Raw genomic sequence first — 16,716 nt, 5'->3', positions numbered from 1 at the left:
AGATCCAGCTCCTGAGTCCACTGTCTATCGGCAACAGCTAAGCGATACGTACAAATATAATAAGAGGCTTAAACGTGCAGAATAACGACAACACTGGCCGCTACCAGGCCCTCCATTCAATTGGGGGAGAAGCGAGCGAGGGTGGGGCAGAGGCGCTGTCTATCAACCCCGCTACGGGTGAATTAATCGGACGCTTCCCCGCCGGAGGCAGGGCCGAGGCAGAAGCGGCGATTGCAGCCGCGCGTCACGCCTTCGATAGCACACTCTGGCCGAAACAACCGCGTGAACGACAGTTGGCACTTCTACGCTGGGCCGATGCGCTCGAGCGCGACCTGTCATCATTGGCCGACCTGTTGACGCGTACCAATGGTAAACCGCTGCAGCAGGCGAAGGGTGAGATGCTGGGTGCTATCTCCGAAATCCGCTACTACGCAGGCCTTGCGCGCCATAACCCTGGTCATGCGCAGGAGGTGGCACCGGGTGAAGTCTCGGTGATGATGCGAGAACCTGCAGGTGTAGCGTCTCTGATTATTCCCTGGAACGCTCCCGCCGTTCTTTTGATCCGATCACTGGCTCCGGCACTCGCTGTGGGCTGCACCACGGTTACAAAATCTGCATCGCAGACCGCGTTGTTTACCGCCGCCTGTATGGCGCCGTTGATCGCTGATGCGGCAATACCCGCCGGCGTGGTCAATCTGATTTTTGAAACAGGCTATGAAGCTGCCGAGCTGTTGACCACCCATGAAGATGTGGATGTCGTGAGTTTTACCGGCTCCAATCTGGTTGGGCAGAAGATCATGGCTGCAGCGGCCCCCACCATGAAGAAGCTCTCGCTGGAGCTTGGAGGCAAGTCCTGCTGCGTCGTAATGCCCGATGCTGATATCGCCAGTGTCGCGCCGAAAATCGCGGCGGCTGCACTGATCATCTCTGGTCAGCAGTGCACCGCAGCTCGCCGTGTGCTGGTCCATGAAAGCCGGCTGCAGGAGATGAAACAGGCTCTGGCTGCGGCACTTTCAGAAGCGCGTATAGGTAATGGTCTCGAGGCCAGCACCGATATGGGGCCGCTGATCGATGCAGAATCGCGTGATAGGGTATGGGGTGAAATTGAGCAAAGCTTCGATATTGCAGACGAGGTCGTACTGCGCGGTGCCCCGATCTCCGGTCCCCAAGGGAGTGCCTTTCTCTCGCCGTCACTGATTGCCCATTCCGACGATAATGCGCCGTTTTGTCAGGAGGAAATTTTTGGTCCCCTTCTCGTATTAGAACCTTTCTCCAATGAGGCTCATGCAGTGCAGAAGGCAAACAACACTGTTTATGGCCTCTCCGCGTCCGTATGGACAAATCAAACTGATACGGCCTGGCGTATGGCAAGAGCTCTGCGTAACGGCACCGTATGGATCAACGACCACAACCGGCTTTTCGCCGAGGCCGAAACCGGCGGCTACCGCCGTTCGGGCATAGGCAGGCTGCACGGATATGATGCGTTACTCGACTTCTGCGAAGTTAAACATATCTATCAGAACGTAGGCGTTGTCGGGCTTGGTTAAAAGAGCGCATCCATATGGAGGCGCTATTCGGCGGAAATAATAGGTAGATATTGTTACCTCGAATACAGGTATCAAACACCGTTTTATTTAAAGGCAAAGGCTTTAAATAGATTTTTCTAGAAAGAATTAAATGAAATAAATCGCAAAAACTTAATATAAGAACTTCGAGGGTGGATGAGATGATAAAAATTAAAATCAACACACCGAGCAAGAAAGCGAGCAAGAAAGTAGCCGCGTATGCATTTGCCGCTATCACGATGGCAGCGGGCTCTGTGTCACAGGCTGCCGAGTCACTCAAGGAGCCCGTTAACTTGAAAGTCACGACTTTCCGGGTTGGCTCAAGTTGGTATGTTTACGGGGTAACTCTCGGAGAACTGCTGCGCAAGAACCTGCCTGAAGGCAGTACAGTTGATACGCCGCCAGGCGGTGGTGGTACTGCGAACCCGCTTCTGGTATCGCGGGGCAAGGCTGATATTGGCCTGGGGTTCGGTGTTGTGAATTCCTGGGCTCAGCGAGGGCAGTTTTTCTACGATAAACCCGTCGATAATCTCCGTGGCCTTGTTGGTGGGCTTGATAGTGCTTATCTGGGCATAGTAGCGAACGAAGCAGATGGTCCAGATACACTGGAAGAATATATCCAAAACAATCCTTCTCCAGAGGTTCTTTTATTAAAGAAAGGTAGTTTTGGAGCGTACTCCGGTGAGCAGGTCATGGGCCTGATAGGGGCCTCCGAAGAGAAAGTACAAGACAATGGAGGTAACTACACCTTCACTGACTTCAATACAGTGAAATCGTCGTTTGCCTCCGGCCGTGGCGATCTATTCCTTCAGATCATGATGCGTGGTCAGCCGACTTTTACCGAGATGGCTGAAAGTGGCGATATCACCTTCCTGCAGTTAAGCGACAAGACTCTGAATCTCCTGACCACCGATTACGGCTGGAACACCGCGACGCTTCCGGCAGGTGTTTATCGTGGACAGGACAAGCCGAAAAATCTGCCGTTTACGACGACAAGTATTATGACCAGCACAGACATGGACGATCTGACGGCATATACGATTGTGAAGTCGATCTGTGAGCACCAGGACGCCTTCAAGGCCGGCCACAAGGCGCTGGCTTCATTTGACTGCGCAACGAGCGCCTGGGATGAAAAGCTGATCGGTCTGCCTCTGCACGAGGGGGCGGCGCGCTACTATCGTGAGCAGGGGTGGATCAAATGAGACAGGATCCTAAGTCGCCCTCTGCAGATGATGGGGTCAGCAGCGATCCAGAGGCGTCTTCACAGACGGCTCTGGTGAGCTGGAGGGCTTTATCCCATCCGGTAAATATATTGGCACTTGGCTGGGTTATCTTTCAGCTGGCGCTGTTGATCTGGCCGGAAATTGACCTTTTGGTACGCCGCTCAGGGCATTTGGGCTTTGCCTGTGCCCTGGGTATTGCCCTGGCTCTGCGTCAGCGTGCTCCTTCATGGCTGGTTTTGGTCCTGGCATCCATAGCGCTTCTGCCTGTTGCCTATATCGCCTTAGACCTACAGCGACTCTATGACCGGATACCTGAGCTGGATCCGGTACTTTGGAGCGACTATCTGCTGGGTGGATTGCTGCTGGTGCTGGTGCTGGAAATCTCGCGTCGCCGATTGGGCGCAGGTCTATCGGTGCTGGCGGCGGTGTTTATCCTCTATCAGCTGCTCGGTAGCTGGATTCCCGGCATCTTGGGTCATCGCATTGAAGGGCTGGATATCTTCTTCGATACTCTGTTCCTGGGGCAGAGTGGGCTCTTCGGCGTGCCTACAGGCGTGTCGGCCGAGGTGATTTTCTATTTCATCCTGTTCGCGGCTCTTTACGATGCGTTTGGCGGCGGACGATTGATTATGGACCTGTCGCTCTGGCTGACCGGTCGCCGCGTAGGTGGCCCTGCCAAGGCTTCGGTTGTCTCCTCGGCGTTGACCGGATCAATCTCGGGCAGTGCTGTCGCTAACGTGATGAGTACCGGCATTTTCACCATTCCGCTGATGAAAAAGGCGGGATACACGCCGACCTTTGCCGCCGGGACCGAGGCGGCCGCTTCAACGGCGGGGCAGATTATGCCGCCGGTCATGGGCGCCGCGGCCTTCATCATGGCCGACTTCCTTCAAATCCCATATTCCACCGTGGCCCTAGGCGCCTTGATTCCCGCTCTCGCCTACCTGGTTGGCATCATGGTCGCTGTGCATCTGCAGGCGCGACTCCAGGGGATACAGCCGATCGCTCTGGCTGCGGCAGGTTCGTTAAAGGCGTCCCTGATTACCCGTTGGCACATGCTGTTGCCCCTTGTCTGGCTGGTCACGCAGATTGCGCGTGGTTACGACGTCGTGTCGGCGGTCATCCAGGCATCGATACTGACAGTGGTAGTGGGTAGCTTGCGTAAAGGCACCCGTCAGTCGCTGCGTACCGTGATTGAAGCGCTCATCCGCACCAGTGAAAGGGCGGTGGTGGTGGCACTTCCGTGCGCCCTGGCCAGCATTGTTGTGATGGTCATCAGCATGACCGGTCTGGGTACCAAGTTCACCGCGGTCATTCTGGATATGGCCAGTGGCAACATCTGGCTGGCTGCTTTGTTCGGAGGTCTGGCCTGCCTGATTCTGGGCTGTGGTATGCCGACAACGTCTGCCTACATCATGGCCGCGATCCTGGTCGCGCCGGCATTGGCTGAACTTGGCTTCGACCCGCTGGTTGCGCACATGTTCATCTTCTATATCGCAGTGATGGCAAATGTCACGCCCCCCGTTGCGTTGGCAGCTTACGCGGGTGCCAGTGTCGCTGGCTGCAACGCAAACAAGGCTGGCTGGCAGGCATTCAGGCTGGCGTTACCCGGAATGGCAATCGCCTGGACCATGCTGTTGCAGCCGACACTGGTGCTCTGGGGAGAGTGGTGGGAGGTCGGTATTGCGATTGCCCAGGCCTTGAGCGCCACAGCGCTGATAGCCGTTGTGATTGTGGGCTGGCTGGGTAGACCGTTGAATAAGCCTGCCCGTGCCCTGGCGCTTGTTTCGGTTGCGCTGATTGTGCTGCCCTCGGCACAGCTGTCCGCGGTCGGCTATGGGCTGGCAGTTGTGCTGCTGATCTATGGATATGCTTTCCGATCGGCAGATGCAGCCAGCTCCGGCATAAACCAGGCGGGCTCGGCGAAGGAGAAATCCGTATGCAGGCAGTAACGGCAAACAGGCCGCAGCGGCTGGTGGTCGGCATATCGGGAGCATCCGGTGTTATCTATGGCGTTCGCCTGCTTGAGTTGCTGCGGGATACCCCGATAGAGACCCACCTGGTCATCACCGACTCGGCGGTGGTGACCCTGGCTCATGAAACCGATCTCAAGCTGGACTATGTAAAGTCCCTGGCTACGGCCTGTTACTCCAACCGGGATATAGGAGCCGCCATATCCAGCGGCTCTTTTAAAACGATGGGAATGGTTATCGCACCCTGTTCGATCCGCTCCATGTCGGAGATCGCTACCGGCACCACATCTTCGCTGCTCGCGCGGGCAGCCGATGTGGTGCTCAAGGAGCGTCGACGCCTGGTGATGATGGTTCGGGAAACGCCCCTGCATACCAATCATCTTCGCAATATGACGGCGCTATCCGAGGTTGGCGCCATTATTGCGCCGCCGGTCCCTGCCTTTTATGCCCGCCCTGAATCGTTGGACGACATAGTCCATCACAGTCTGGGGCGGGTGCTGGATCTGTTTGATATCGAACTCGGTATCGTCCGGCGCTGGCGAGAGTCCCACCCCCAGTCCTGAGAATCAGACTCCAGGGCAAATAGTCATAAGCAGGGGCAAGGTTAAAAAATTCCCCATTGATATCCTTGTTCCTGCTGTATCGCGCAACCAATCCAATAACTAAGCCGCGAGAGTTGAAGATGACAGTTGATCAATCTGTGGCGTTTGACGCCCCTACCCGACGCATCGGCGACCGTGTCGAAAGGGTGGAAGATGAAGCGCTCCTTCGCGGTCTCGGCCGATACGGAGATGATGCTTCGATCCCACCGGGAACTCTATACGCAGCCGTTGTGCGCTCACCGCACGCCCACGCCCGCATACAGTCCCTGAACGTGGAAAAGGCGCTGGAGATACAGGGTGTCCACGAGGTGCTGACCGGCGAAGACGTGGCCCGCTGGGCGGCTCCTTTCGCTGTAGGTGTGCGCCAGCCGATGGAACACTGGTGCCTGGCGGTCGACAAGGTACGTTATGCCGGAGAGCCCGTATGCGTGGTGATCGCCGATAACCGTTATCTGGCCGAAGACGGCGCCGATGCCATTGAGGTGAGCTACGAGGTGCTGCCGGTAGCGGTTGATCCAGAGATCGCTGCTGAAGATTCTGCGCCAGTGCTGCACGAAGCGGTCGGCAGCAATATCGTCAACGAACGCAATTTTAACTACGGCGATCCGGATCTCGCATTTGAACAGGCCGCTCACCAGGTTTCGCTGAAGGTTAAATACCCACGCAGCTCCTGCACGCCGATGGAGTGTTACGTGGTAGTGGCTCACTACCAGAGTGCTTCCGGCACCTACGATGTGCTTTCCAATTTTCAGGGGCCCTATGCGCTGCACTCTGTGATGGCCAGGGCTCTCAAGGTGCCTGGTAATCGCCTGCGTCTGCGCACGCCGCCTGATTCGGGAGGCAGCTTCGGCATCAAGCAGGGTGTGTTCCCCTACATCGTTATGATGGGGCTGGCCTCACGCAAGGTTGGTGCGCCGGTAAAATGGGTTGAAGACCGCCTTGAACATCTGCAGGGCGCCTCGTCGGCTACCAACCGGGTGACCCATATCGAAGCGGCCGTTGAGTCGGATGGACGGGTAACCGCGTTGCGTTACGATCAGATGGATGACTGCGGGGCCTACTTGCGGGCACCGGAGCCAGCAACTTTCTATCGCATGCACGGTAACCTCTCGGGTGCCTACGGTATCCGTCATCTCAAGGTGCGTAACCGTGTCGTGCTGACCAACAAAACACCGACGGGGCTGAACCGCGGCTTTGGCGGTCCCCAGGTGTATTTCGCCCTTGAAAGACTGATGCAGCGGATCGCTGTCGAGCTGGATCTCGATCCGCTGGAGGTGATACGCCGCAACCTTATTCCTGCTGATCAATTTCCTTACCAGGCACCGGCTGGTGCATTACTGGACTCGGGAGACTACCCGGGGGCAGTTGAGCGTGCCGTCGCTGAGGGTGGCCTCGATGAGCTGCTGGAGCGGCGCAACCAGGCGCGGGCCGAGGGGCGTATATACGGCATCGGTTACGCTGCGGTGGTTGAACCGTCGATCTCCAACATGGGCTATATCACCACGGCGATGACGGCCGATGAGCGCCGCAAGGCCGGGCCGAAGAATGGTGCTGTCAGTACCGCCACTATAAATGTTGGCCCGCTTGGGGATGTCAGCGTTCACATCTCTTCTACGCCTCAGGGCCAGGGGCACCAGACGGTGGTGGCCCAGGTCGTTGCCGAGGTGCTGGGCATCGATTTCGATTCGATCAGGGTCAATGTTGAGCTCGATACTCAGAAGGATGCCTGGTCGATCGCCTCCGGTAACTACTCGAGCCGTTTCGCTGGCGCAGTCGCTGGAACTGTTTACCGTGCCGCCGTTGCGATTCGTGACCGGATCGCGAAGGTGGCGGCAGAGCAGCTCGGTGTCGACGTTGAGGCTGTTCGCTTTGCGAATGGCAAAGTGTTTGCGCCAGAGCGGGACCCAATAGCCTTTCACCGTGTTGTTGGCGCCGCTCACTGGGCACCGGGAACGTTGCCGGAACATGAGGGTGGCGCACTGCGGGAGACCGCATTCTGGACGCCGCCGGAGCTGACTGCGCCATCTGAGGATGACCGGGTTAACAGCTCTCTCTGCTATGGCTTCATTTTTGACTATTGCGGCGTCGAGATCGATCCGGTTACCGGAGAGTGCAGGCTCGACCGCTATGTGACCATGCATGATGCCGGGCGGCTACTTAATCCGGCACTCGTGGATGGGCAGGTTCGCGGTGCATTTGCACAGGGTCTTGGTGCGGCCCTCATGGAAGAGTTCGCATATGGTCGTGACGGCAGCTTTTTATCCGGCACCCTGGCCGATTACCTGATTCCGACCGCGCCCGAGGTGGTCGAGCCGGTGATCCTGCATATGGAAACACCTTCACCGTTTACTCCGCTCGGTGCTAAGGGCGCAGGGGAAGGCAACAACATGAGCACTCCGGTTTGTATCGCCAACGCGGTCGCCGATGCCTTGGGACATGCTGATATTCAGCTCCCGCTGACTCCCTCCAAAGTAAGGGGGCTGATCGGAATCGAAGAGCCACCGGCGCCTGAGCATCTTAAGCGAGAAGTCGAAGCGCCGAGTATCGAAGGAGGCTCTGCATTGCACGCCAGTGACAGTGTAGAGGTTCCAGCCTCTCCCCAGGAGATATTCGATAGCCTGCTCGACCCTGCTGTTCTTGCCGCGATCATACCCGGTTGCCACCAGCTGGTATTGGACGGGGAAAACCGCTACCGCGCAGATGTCACGGTGGGTGTCGGTCTGATCAAGGCGCGTTTCCAGGCTCTCGTTCAGTTGAGCGATCTTGAGCCCCCCAATGCACTGTGTTTGAGCGGCTCCGGCAGCAGCCCGATGGGGTCCGCAGAGGGGCGGGCGCAGATTCGCCTTACGCCCATAGAAGAGGGGCGCACCCGCCTTGATTACCAGTACGACGCAGCCGTGGGCGGAAAGATCGCTTCGGTCGGTGCTCGCATGTTGCAGGGCGCATCACGGGTGATCATCGGCCAGATCTTCAGCCGTCTGTCGCAACAGATGCAGGGCGAAACCGCGCCAACTGGAACCTGGTCAAGATTCAAGCTTTGGTTGCGCCGACTGCTTGGCAAAGGAGGTGCAGCATGAAGCCTGCTTCTTTCGATTACGTCCGTCCTACCCGAAAAGCCGAGGTGCTGGAGTTACTCTCCGAGTATGGCCAGGACGCCCGCATTATCGCTGGCGGTCAATCGCTGATGGCTGTGCTGAATATGCGGATGACCCAGCCGAAGCTGTTGATCGATATCAACCGGGTAGAGGAGCTGCACTTCATCGAGGAGCGCAAGAACTGCCTCGCGGTTGGTGCCGGCGTACCCCAGGTCGAGCTGCTGAGCTGGCCCCGCATCAGTGAAACAGTGCCGCTGCTGGCGCTGGCGATGCCATGGATTGGTCATTTCCAGACCCGTAACCGGGGAACTGTCTGCGGCTCCGTGGCCCATGCCGACCCCAGCGCCGAGCTGCCGCTTTGCTTGAAGACACTGGGTGGCGAGGTGGTGCTGGAGTCGCGAAGCGGAAGTCGCACGGTCACTGCCGAGGCATTTTTCCAGGGCATCCTGACCACCGATCGGCGTCCGGATGAACTGCTAACCGAAGTGCGTTTCCCTCTCTGCAAGCCGGGTACCGAGTACCGCTTTAACGAGGTGGCCATGCGTCATGGTGATTTTGCCATTGTGTCGCTTGCGGCCGTTATCGGTGCCGGCACGATCCGCCTGGGTATCGGCGGTGTCGCCGACAGGCCGGTGACACGTGACTTTGAGCCGGGACAGGACCTGTCCGCTGCATTAAACGAAACCGCCTGGTCGCTGGATGCACAGGATGACGTGCAAGCGACTGCCGCTTACCGCCGCCAGTTGGTGCGGGATCTGGGGCGTCGACTGATTGAGGAGGGCCACTGATGGAAACGATTGCCAAGCAGGGGGCACGGGTCCAGTTGCAATTGAATGGACGAGTGCGCGAAGGGTTTGCGGAGCCTCGCACGCAGCTGTGTGATTTTCTGCGACATGAGCTGGGTGCCACTGGCGTACACGTCGGTTGCGAACATGGAGTCTGCGGTGCTTGCACGGTGCAGGTAGACGGCAAGTCGGTCAGGTCCTGCCTGATGCTGGCGGTGCAGGCTCAGGACAGTCGGGTTGATACCGTTGAGTCCCTTGCGGAAGGGGAGCTGATGTCTGATCTGCAGCTCGCATTCAGGCGCAATCATGCGCTGCAGTGTGGTTTCTGCACGGCGGGGATCCTGATGTCCTGCGCGGAGTTTCTTGGGCGGGAGCCCGATCCAACCGAAAGTCAGGTGCGGGATATGCTTTCCGGTCATCTGTGCCGGTGTACCGGTTACACCGGCATAGTTCGGGCCGTACTTGAAGTTGCTAACGAGCGAAAAAGCAAGAACGGAGAAAAATAACAATGTTTGATCTTGGACGCAGCTTTCTGGCGGCGGTTGAACGCCGACCAGACGATATCGCCATCACTCAGGGCGAGTTTAGACGCAGTTACACCCAATGGTTCGACGACATTCAATGCGCGGCACGGGGGCTTGAGGTGCTCGGGCTGAATAAGGGAGACCGGCTGTTAGTGGTAATGCAGAACCGCTGGCAGATGGCGACTCTGCATTGGGCCTGTCAGTTTGCCGGTATTGTCGTCACGCCGCTCAATTGGCGGGCTACGGCGGAAGAGCTTGAGTACTGCATAAACGATGCGCAGATCAGAGCACTCGTCTATGACGAATCTGCAGCAGAGGCGGTGCGCGGCTGTGAGGCTGCTTCCCGTCTGCCGCGTGTCGCTGTCGGTGATATTGACGATCAGCAAGCGATCTCTTTTGAGCAGCTTTGTGAAGAGGCGCCAGAGCAGACCATATTACGCGCCAGTCCCGATGATATTTCATTGATGCTCTACACCTCGGGAACCACCAGCAAACCCAAGGGGGTTCCGCGTCGTCATCGCGCCGAGCGGGCGGCCGCCGTTGCCCATGTTGCGCAAAATATGTACAGCCAGGGTGAGCGTACGCTGGGCGTAATGCCGCTCTATCACACCATGGGCGTACGCTCGCTGTTATCGATGGCGCTGATCGACGGCTGCTTCGTGTGTGTGCCGAAATTCGATGTTGAAGAAACGCTGGAGGCGATCGAACGAGAGCAGATCAGCAACCTGTATCTCGTACCGACCCTCTATCACATGCTGATCGAGCATCCTGCCTTTTCGCCGGAAAGGGTTCGCAGCGTTGAAAAGATTGGCTTTGCCGGTGCGCCAATGAGTGCGGGTCTGATGGCCCGGGTTGAGCAGGCATTTCGTCCCAAGCTGTTTGTTAACCACTATGGCAGCTCTGAAATCTACACATTCACCATCGACCAGCATGCGATCAGCAAGCCGGGTTCGTCCGGTCGTGGCGGCCTGAATCAGCGTATCCGCGTGGTCTCAATGGATGCGACCTCACCCTCCCAGGCGGTTGCACCGATGGAAGAGGGACAGATCATCGCAGACCTTGGCAGTGACGAAGCATTTGAGGGGTACTGGAATCGCCCCGATGCTGATGCCAAATCACTGCGCGATGGTTGGTATTTCACGGGAGATACTGGCTATTTTGACCCGGATGGCGATCTTTTTGTTACCGGTCGAGTGGACGACATGATCATCACCGGTGGTGAAAACGTCAGTCCGGCCGAGATTGAGAACTGCCTTTCTTTACACCCTCAGGTGGAAGAGGTGGCCGTGGTTGGTTTGCCCGACGAGCAGTGGGGGCAGGTTATCACTGCCTATATCAAAGCCCGTGAGCCAATCGAAGACGCCAGCCTCGATAAATATTGCCTGGAGGCCGGCCTGGCTCGTTTTAAACGGCCAAGACGCTATGTCTTCGTCGAGGAAATCCCTAAATCTCCTGTTGGCAAAGTGTTAAGGCGGATGCTGCGCCCACAGCACACGAATACTGCCAATACCGCCAACGCTTCTTGATAACGACCTATTCCCAACAACAGGATAAGACTATGCAAAATTTCAATATTGATCAGTTTCTAGCATCCGACTTTGATGGTTTTCGAGTGGAAATCGATAGCGATCATGAGCGTGGCGATATCGTTTTGAAACGTCCGCCACTCAACGTTATTGCGATGCCGCAACGCGATGTGCTGCGACAGGTTTTTGAGGCTCTGGATGCCCATCCGGCTGTCCGTGTCATCGTACTGCGGGCTGAGGGTGAACACTTCTCCAGTGGTGGCGATATCAAAGGCTTCCTGGAGGCATCGCCCGAACACGTGTCCAAACTGGCCTGGAATGTTGCAGCACCTACCCGCTGTGAAAAGCCTGTTATCGCCGTTAACCAGGGATATTGCTTCGGTGTCGGCTTTGAATTTTCCCTGGCATGCGATTTCCGAATTGCCGCGCACTCTACTCGCTACGCCTTGCCTGAGCAGAATCTGGGTCAGATCCCGGGCTCTGGTGGCTCTGCTCGTCTGCAGAAGATCATCGGTATCGCCCGCACCAAGCACATGGTGATGCGTGCGAAACGGATCAGTGGTGAGCAGGCTCTGGACTGGGGTATTGCGACAGAATGTGTACCCGATCACGAGCTGGAACAGGCTACCGAGGCCCTGGTGGATGAGCTCCGTCGTTTCTCACCGCTGGCGCAACGTACCGCCAAAAAACTGATTAACGACAACGAAGATGCACCGCTGGCCGTAGCGATTGAAATGGAAGGGCATTGCTACAGCCGCCTGCGTAGTTCAAACGACTTCCGCGAAGGTGTCGAGGCTTTCCACAGCAAGCGCAAAGCAGAGTTTCGCGGTAATTGATCTTTGAATAGGCGTTAGGGCGAGGCTACTCACCCTGACGCTAAAACATCGATAACAATAAAAAAGGTGTAAGCGATGAGCAATGATAACTCCCAAGCGGCAGTAGCGGGTTCTATGGATGGGGCTGAAGCGTGGAAAGGCCAGAAGGCCAGCGGATTACGTCAGGCAATCAATCTGAAGTCGGTGAGCACAGGTGTTGTCGCAGCTCTATTCGGATGTTCCGGGCCTGCGCTTATTGTTATACGCGCTGCCGAAGCCGGCCAGTTGAGCAGCGGCCAGACTGTGGCCTGGCTATTTGCCATCTACTTTCTGGGTGGTTTGGTCAGTATTGGTATGGCGCTGCGTTACCGGCAACCGATCTGCGGTGCGTATTCGATTCCGGGTGCGGCGATATTGATTGCGGCTCTCGGGGGGCTGCAGTTCAGCGAGGCGGTCGGTGCTTTCATCATGAGCGGCGCGATAGTGTTTATTTTGGGAGTGACCGGCGTTATCGCGAAGTTGATGCGGTGGTTGCCCATGCCGATCGTGATGGCAATGATCGCAGGTGCGTTGATCCGCTTTGGTATTGGAGCGGCAGAAGCGATCGGTGCCGATCCGATCATGGCGGGGGCCGCCGCATTGGTGTTCTTCCTGGTCGCGCGTTTCGTTAAAGCGGTGCCTCCGGTGTTGGCAGCCGGGGTCGTTGGCTTCGCGGTTGCTATGGCGATGGGGCTGGTTAAACCGGCCGAGGTGAATATCGATTTCGTAATGCCGGTCTTCACAGCTCCAAGTTTTACCCTGGATGCCTTCTTCGCGATTTCTGTGCCCCTGGCTGCTCTGGTCATCGGTGCGGAGAATGCCCAGGCCACTGGTGTTTTAATGGCCGAGGGCTATAAACCGCCTGTTAACGCGATGACGATCACCTCTGGTATCGGTGGCATGATCGCGGGTGCTCTTGGCGGACACAACGCCAATATAGCGGGCCCGATGACGGCCATTTGTTCTTCGCCTCAAGCCGGTGATGACCCTGCACTGCGCTACGGTTCGACCTTGGTGAATGGTGTGCTGTTCTGTTTGTTTGGCCTTTTTGCCGGGGGCGCGGTGCCCTTCATTCTTGCGCTGCCCAAATCGCTGATCGTGGTTGTCGCAGGGCTGGCGATGATCGGGGTATTGCTGGCGGCCTTTCAGCAGGCTTTCAATAAATCCCTGGGTTACCAGATCGGGGCTTTCGTTGCGTTGGTCGTTGCCATGAGCAAGCTTTCTCTACTTGGAATCAGCGCGCCTTTCTGGGCCCTGGTCGCAGGGGTTGTCGTATCGACTCTGTTGAAAGAGGGCGAGCCGACCCGATAGCAGTGGCACCGGGTCATGCAGTTCGGTCGCCAGGTAAGTCCGGGCCGGGCTGCATGACCCTCTTTGCGTTGCAACGAACAAGATTTGGAAGGCAGGCTGATGCGTCATTTAGATTTGCAGGTTATTGATAAGGCCCTTGAGTGGGCTGAAGCCGGCCGGCCGGTTTGGTTGTGCACCATATTATCCACCTTCGGTTCATCACCCAGGGAGCCGGGCGCCATGCTCGTCGCGAGTGATAATGGCGATTATGTCGGATCACTATCGGGTGGTTGTGTGGAGGAGGAGTTTCTAAATAGCCTTTCCAGTGGGGCATTCAGCCAGCCCGTAGAGGTCATCTGTTACGGCGAAACCTCTGAGGAGAGTCGGCGTTTGCAGCTCCCCTGTGGCGGTTCTATTCAGGTACTGGTGGAGCACCCCTCTTCAAACCTGGCTTTGGTACAGCACCTGCTTTCCATCCGCGAAGTACTGCAGGGGCAGCAGAGGCTGATTCGCCAGGTTGAACTCGGCAGTGGTCAGATGACGTTGCTGAGTGACGCCGCAGTTGGAGGGGAACGGATCGAGCAGACTGAAACAGTCATCAAGATCAGGCTGGGGCCGGTGTTGCGAATCGTGCTGGCGGGTTTCTCTCCGGTCGCTGAGGCCTGCGCTGGTTTCGCCCAGGCTCTCGGGTGTGAGGTGATCGCCTGTGATCCGCGGGAAGAGGTGCAGGGGCTTTACCATTTTGGCAACGCACAGGTATTGCCGACCCTGCCTTCCGTCTATATCGCCTCGGGGCAGTGCCATCAAGCGACTGCGGTGCTGGCGCTGACACATGATCCTAAAATTGATGACTTGGCGATGATGGAGGCGGTACGCACCCCTGCGTTTTATATCGGCGTTATGGGTTCCAAACGGACTTCGGCGAAGCGTGCAGAACGGTTGAAACGTCTTGGCTCCCTGGACGATGAGAGCTTGCAACGGCTGCATATGCCCATTGGTCTTAATCTTGGGAGTAAAACACCCGCAGAGATAGGATTGGCGACCATGGCTGATGTGCTAAGAGTCTATAGAGGCAGAGCGCGCAGTACGCTATGAGGATGACAGAGAGACGCAGGCAGTTTAAGCGCATACCAGAAGCCGGCGTGATGCAGCCTGTGAACGGTTGTGGCATATTCGAGTCACAACTTAGCGATCCATCTATAAAAATAAAATACATCGAGCGGCCACCAACAAAAACTACAGGGGCTGTCTCAGAGGCGGAGGTCGAAGGGTGTCGAGCGCATTAAGAGTCTTTCATGGGGATTTTGGACGTGTAGCCCTGCTTGATATGAACAAGCCGTTGGTCACACACGCTCATTCTGAATGCCATGTCCTGATCAAGGTGTCGGGAGAGGATACTTTCTTTCATGTACGTGATCGCAAGGTTGCGCTCACCGATACAACCGCAGTGCTCGTTAACGCCTGGGAGCCTCACTACTACGATTATCAGCCGGGAGCAGGTAATACACAGATCCTGGCCCTGTATATTGAGCCTCAATGGCTCGCGACCGCCCAACAGTCGCTGTTGTTGAGCGGACATCCCGACTTTTTCTCACACCCCTGTATTGATCTAAACCGACGTAACCGCACCTTGGCTGATCACTTGATTGCGGAAATGTGCGGGTTTGGCCTGGCACAGGAGGATAAGGTTGAGTTTCACCTGTTGGATCTGCTGATTTCGTTGATCGAGGATTTCTCCGAACTGAAGCACCTGTCCCGACTTGGGGTTTCACTGCCGCGAGAGGGCTTCGACGCGCGGATACGAAGGGCCAATCAGTATATGCTGGAGCGCCTGGATGATCCGGATGTCATCGTAAAGGCCGCCACAGCATGCGGGTTATCGCGAGCGCACTTCTTTGCGCTGTATAAAAAGCAGGTTGGAATGACGCCAAGTGTATATTTGAATACAGAACGTATGAACAAGGCATTGCACTGGCTGGCTCATAAGCGCAGCGGTACTCTGGGCGTATTGTCCGAAGAGCTGGGTTTTTCGGAACAATGTCATTTTACGCGCTTCTTTCAGCGGCATATCGGCGCTCCTCCGAGCCAATACCAGCGCGTGCTCGACGTGAACCGAGGCTGACTGAAACATACCTGCAAGCGCGGTTGGATTAAAATCCGGGTTTATTGACAGGCCTTTGCCGGACCCCATATAAGGTTCAGGGATGCGGGCCGCGTTGAGAGCTCCGCGCTCAACGGACTCTCTATTTCAGAACCGTCTATTTCAAGGCCTTCTATTTTTATCCTAGCCTTGGCTTCTTAACTGTTCAGCAGCCTCACCCACCGCTAGCTGCCGCGACACCTCATCACCGGTAATATCCAGCATCAGGTCTCTGACCCAGCCGATCACCGGGTCCAGATCCCGGTACTGGTGCCACTGCAGGGACCAGGGGATTTTCGGGAAGTTGATCTCGGGTTTGACGATGCGGATCGGCAGAAACTCGCCCCAGAAATCCGCCAGGCGTTTGTGTACGGTGGCGATGCGATCGGTGCCGATCACGTACTGGGGCAGCTGGCTGTAGGCGCTGACGGTCATGGCTACTTTGCGCTCGACACCGGCATTTTTCGCCAGCACCGCATCGATACCCGGGCGTAGCTGGCTGCCGAAGCCCACGCCGATATGACTGGCTTCTGCGTACTGCTGATGGCTGATACTGTCGCCGATATCGGGATTATCGGCGCTGCAGATGCAGACGAACTCCTCGATAAACAGCTGCAGCTTGGGGTGATCGTCGTTAAGGAAGGTGTTGGGCATCAGCAGGAAGTCGATCTTGCCCTGATCGAGCTCGGACCAGGGATCATCTCCTGGGGTGGCGATCTCCAGTGAGATACCGGGTGCCTGCTTGCTGATCTCCCGGGCCACGGCCGGCATCACTACGGTAGAGGTGTGGTCGGACATCAGGAAGGTCAGTTTGCGGCTGATATCCGCCGGGTTCATCTCCGGCCGGGTTTCCAGCGTGGTCTGCGCCTGGATCAGCAGGCTGCGGATCGGCTGCACCAGGCTTTCCGCCAGTGGGGTCAGCACCATTTTTCGGCCTACCTGCACCAGAAGCGGATCGTCGAAGTAGTCCCTCAAGCGTGCCAGCGCTCCGCTGGTGGCCGACTGGCTCAAAAACAGGCGCTCGCCCGCCCGGGTGATGTTGCGCTCTGTCAGCAAGGCATCCAGCACCACCACCAGGTTCATGTCGAATTTATTGAGTCTCATTGCCTGTTCCTCTGTGTGATACGCCAGAGCGCGCT

13 protein-coding genes are annotated in these 16,716 nt (G+C 57.0%); 12 read left to right on the top strand and 1 reads right to left on the bottom strand.

Annotation, left to right across the window (positions count from 1 at the left end):
* The first annotated feature begins 74 nt into the window (after positions 1–74).
* The 12 genes from C4S72_RS11030 to C4S72_RS10975 all read left to right on the top strand — a co-directional run bounded on the left by C4S72_RS11030 (position 75) and on the right by C4S72_RS10975 (position 15,559).
* Complete coding sequence (locus C4S72_RS11030) at positions 75–1,547, top strand: aldehyde dehydrogenase family protein (protein WP_104003179.1); 1,473 nt, start codon at positions 75–77, stop codon at positions 1,545–1,547.
* A 179-nt stretch (positions 1,548–1,726) separates the two neighbouring features.
* Entirely contained in the window at positions 1,727–2,767 is a 1,041-nt protein-coding gene (locus tag C4S72_RS11025) for a TAXI family TRAP transporter solute-binding subunit (RefSeq protein WP_146071900.1), read from the top strand.
* Positions 2,764–4,740 (top strand): TRAP transporter permease, encoded by a 1,977-nt coding sequence (locus tag C4S72_RS11020; protein WP_104003177.1) that lies wholly within the window; start codon positions 2,764–2,766, stop codon positions 4,738–4,740. The genes C4S72_RS11025 and C4S72_RS11020 overlap by 4 nt, the downstream gene beginning before the upstream one ends.
* Positions 4,728–5,324 carry a UbiX family flavin prenyltransferase gene (locus C4S72_RS11015; RefSeq protein ID WP_104003176.1) on the top strand — a complete coding sequence of 199 codons (597 nt, stop codon included), beginning with the start codon at positions 4,728–4,730 and terminating at the stop codon, positions 5,322–5,324. Before C4S72_RS11020 ends, C4S72_RS11015 begins: the two co-directional genes overlap by 13 nt.
* Before the next feature lie 119 nt (positions 5,325–5,443).
* Positions 5,444–8,440 (top strand): xanthine dehydrogenase family protein molybdopterin-binding subunit, encoded by a 2,997-nt coding sequence (locus tag C4S72_RS11010; protein ID WP_104003175.1) that lies wholly within the window; start codon positions 5,444–5,446, stop codon positions 8,438–8,440.
* Complete coding sequence (locus C4S72_RS11005) at positions 8,437–9,246, top strand: FAD binding domain-containing protein (protein WP_104003174.1); 810 nt, start codon at positions 8,437–8,439, stop codon at positions 9,244–9,246. The genes C4S72_RS11010 and C4S72_RS11005 overlap by 4 nt, the downstream gene beginning before the upstream one ends.
* Positions 9,246–9,749 carry a (2Fe-2S)-binding protein gene (locus C4S72_RS11000; RefSeq protein WP_104003173.1) on the top strand — a complete coding sequence of 168 codons (504 nt, stop codon included), beginning with the start codon at positions 9,246–9,248 and terminating at the stop codon, positions 9,747–9,749. The genes C4S72_RS11005 and C4S72_RS11000 overlap by 1 nt, the downstream gene beginning before the upstream one ends.
* A gap of 2 nt (positions 9,750–9,751) precedes the next feature.
* A complete protein-coding gene (locus C4S72_RS10995) occupies positions 9,752–11,293 on the top strand; it encodes an AMP-binding protein (RefSeq protein ID WP_104003172.1) in 1,542 nt (513 codons plus the stop codon).
* Positions 11,294–11,325: 32 nt separating this feature from the next.
* Positions 11,326–12,129 (top strand): enoyl-CoA hydratase/isomerase family protein, encoded by an 804-nt coding sequence (locus C4S72_RS10990; protein ID WP_104003171.1) that lies wholly within the window; start codon positions 11,326–11,328, stop codon positions 12,127–12,129.
* A 114-nt stretch (positions 12,130–12,243) separates the two neighbouring features.
* A complete protein-coding gene (locus C4S72_RS10985) occupies positions 12,244–13,458 on the top strand; it encodes a benzoate/H(+) symporter BenE family transporter (RefSeq protein WP_104003839.1) in 1,215 nt (404 codons plus the stop codon).
* Positions 13,459–13,557: 99 nt separating this feature from the next.
* On the top strand, positions 13,558–14,532 hold the full coding sequence (locus C4S72_RS10980; RefSeq protein WP_104003170.1) for an XdhC family protein: 975 nt from the start codon (positions 13,558–13,560) through the stop codon (positions 14,530–14,532).
* Positions 14,533–14,707: 175 nt separating this feature from the next.
* Entirely contained in the window at positions 14,708–15,559 is an 852-nt protein-coding gene (locus C4S72_RS10975) for an AraC family transcriptional regulator (RefSeq protein WP_104003169.1), read from the top strand.
* A 162-nt stretch (positions 15,560–15,721) separates the two neighbouring features.
* Here C4S72_RS10975 and C4S72_RS10970 read toward each other — a convergent pair whose 3' ends face one another.
* Entirely contained in the window at positions 15,722–16,681 is a 960-nt protein-coding gene (locus tag C4S72_RS10970; RefSeq protein WP_104003168.1) for a LysR family transcriptional regulator, read from the bottom strand.
* Positions 16,682–16,716 lie beyond the last annotated feature (35 nt).

This window comes from Marinobacterium lutimaris, assembly GCF_900108065.1.
Taxonomy (GTDB): domain Bacteria; phylum Pseudomonadota; class Gammaproteobacteria; order Pseudomonadales; family Balneatricaceae; genus Marinobacterium_D; species Marinobacterium_D lutimaris.
This window is presented reverse-complemented; position numbering and strand designations above follow the sequence as displayed.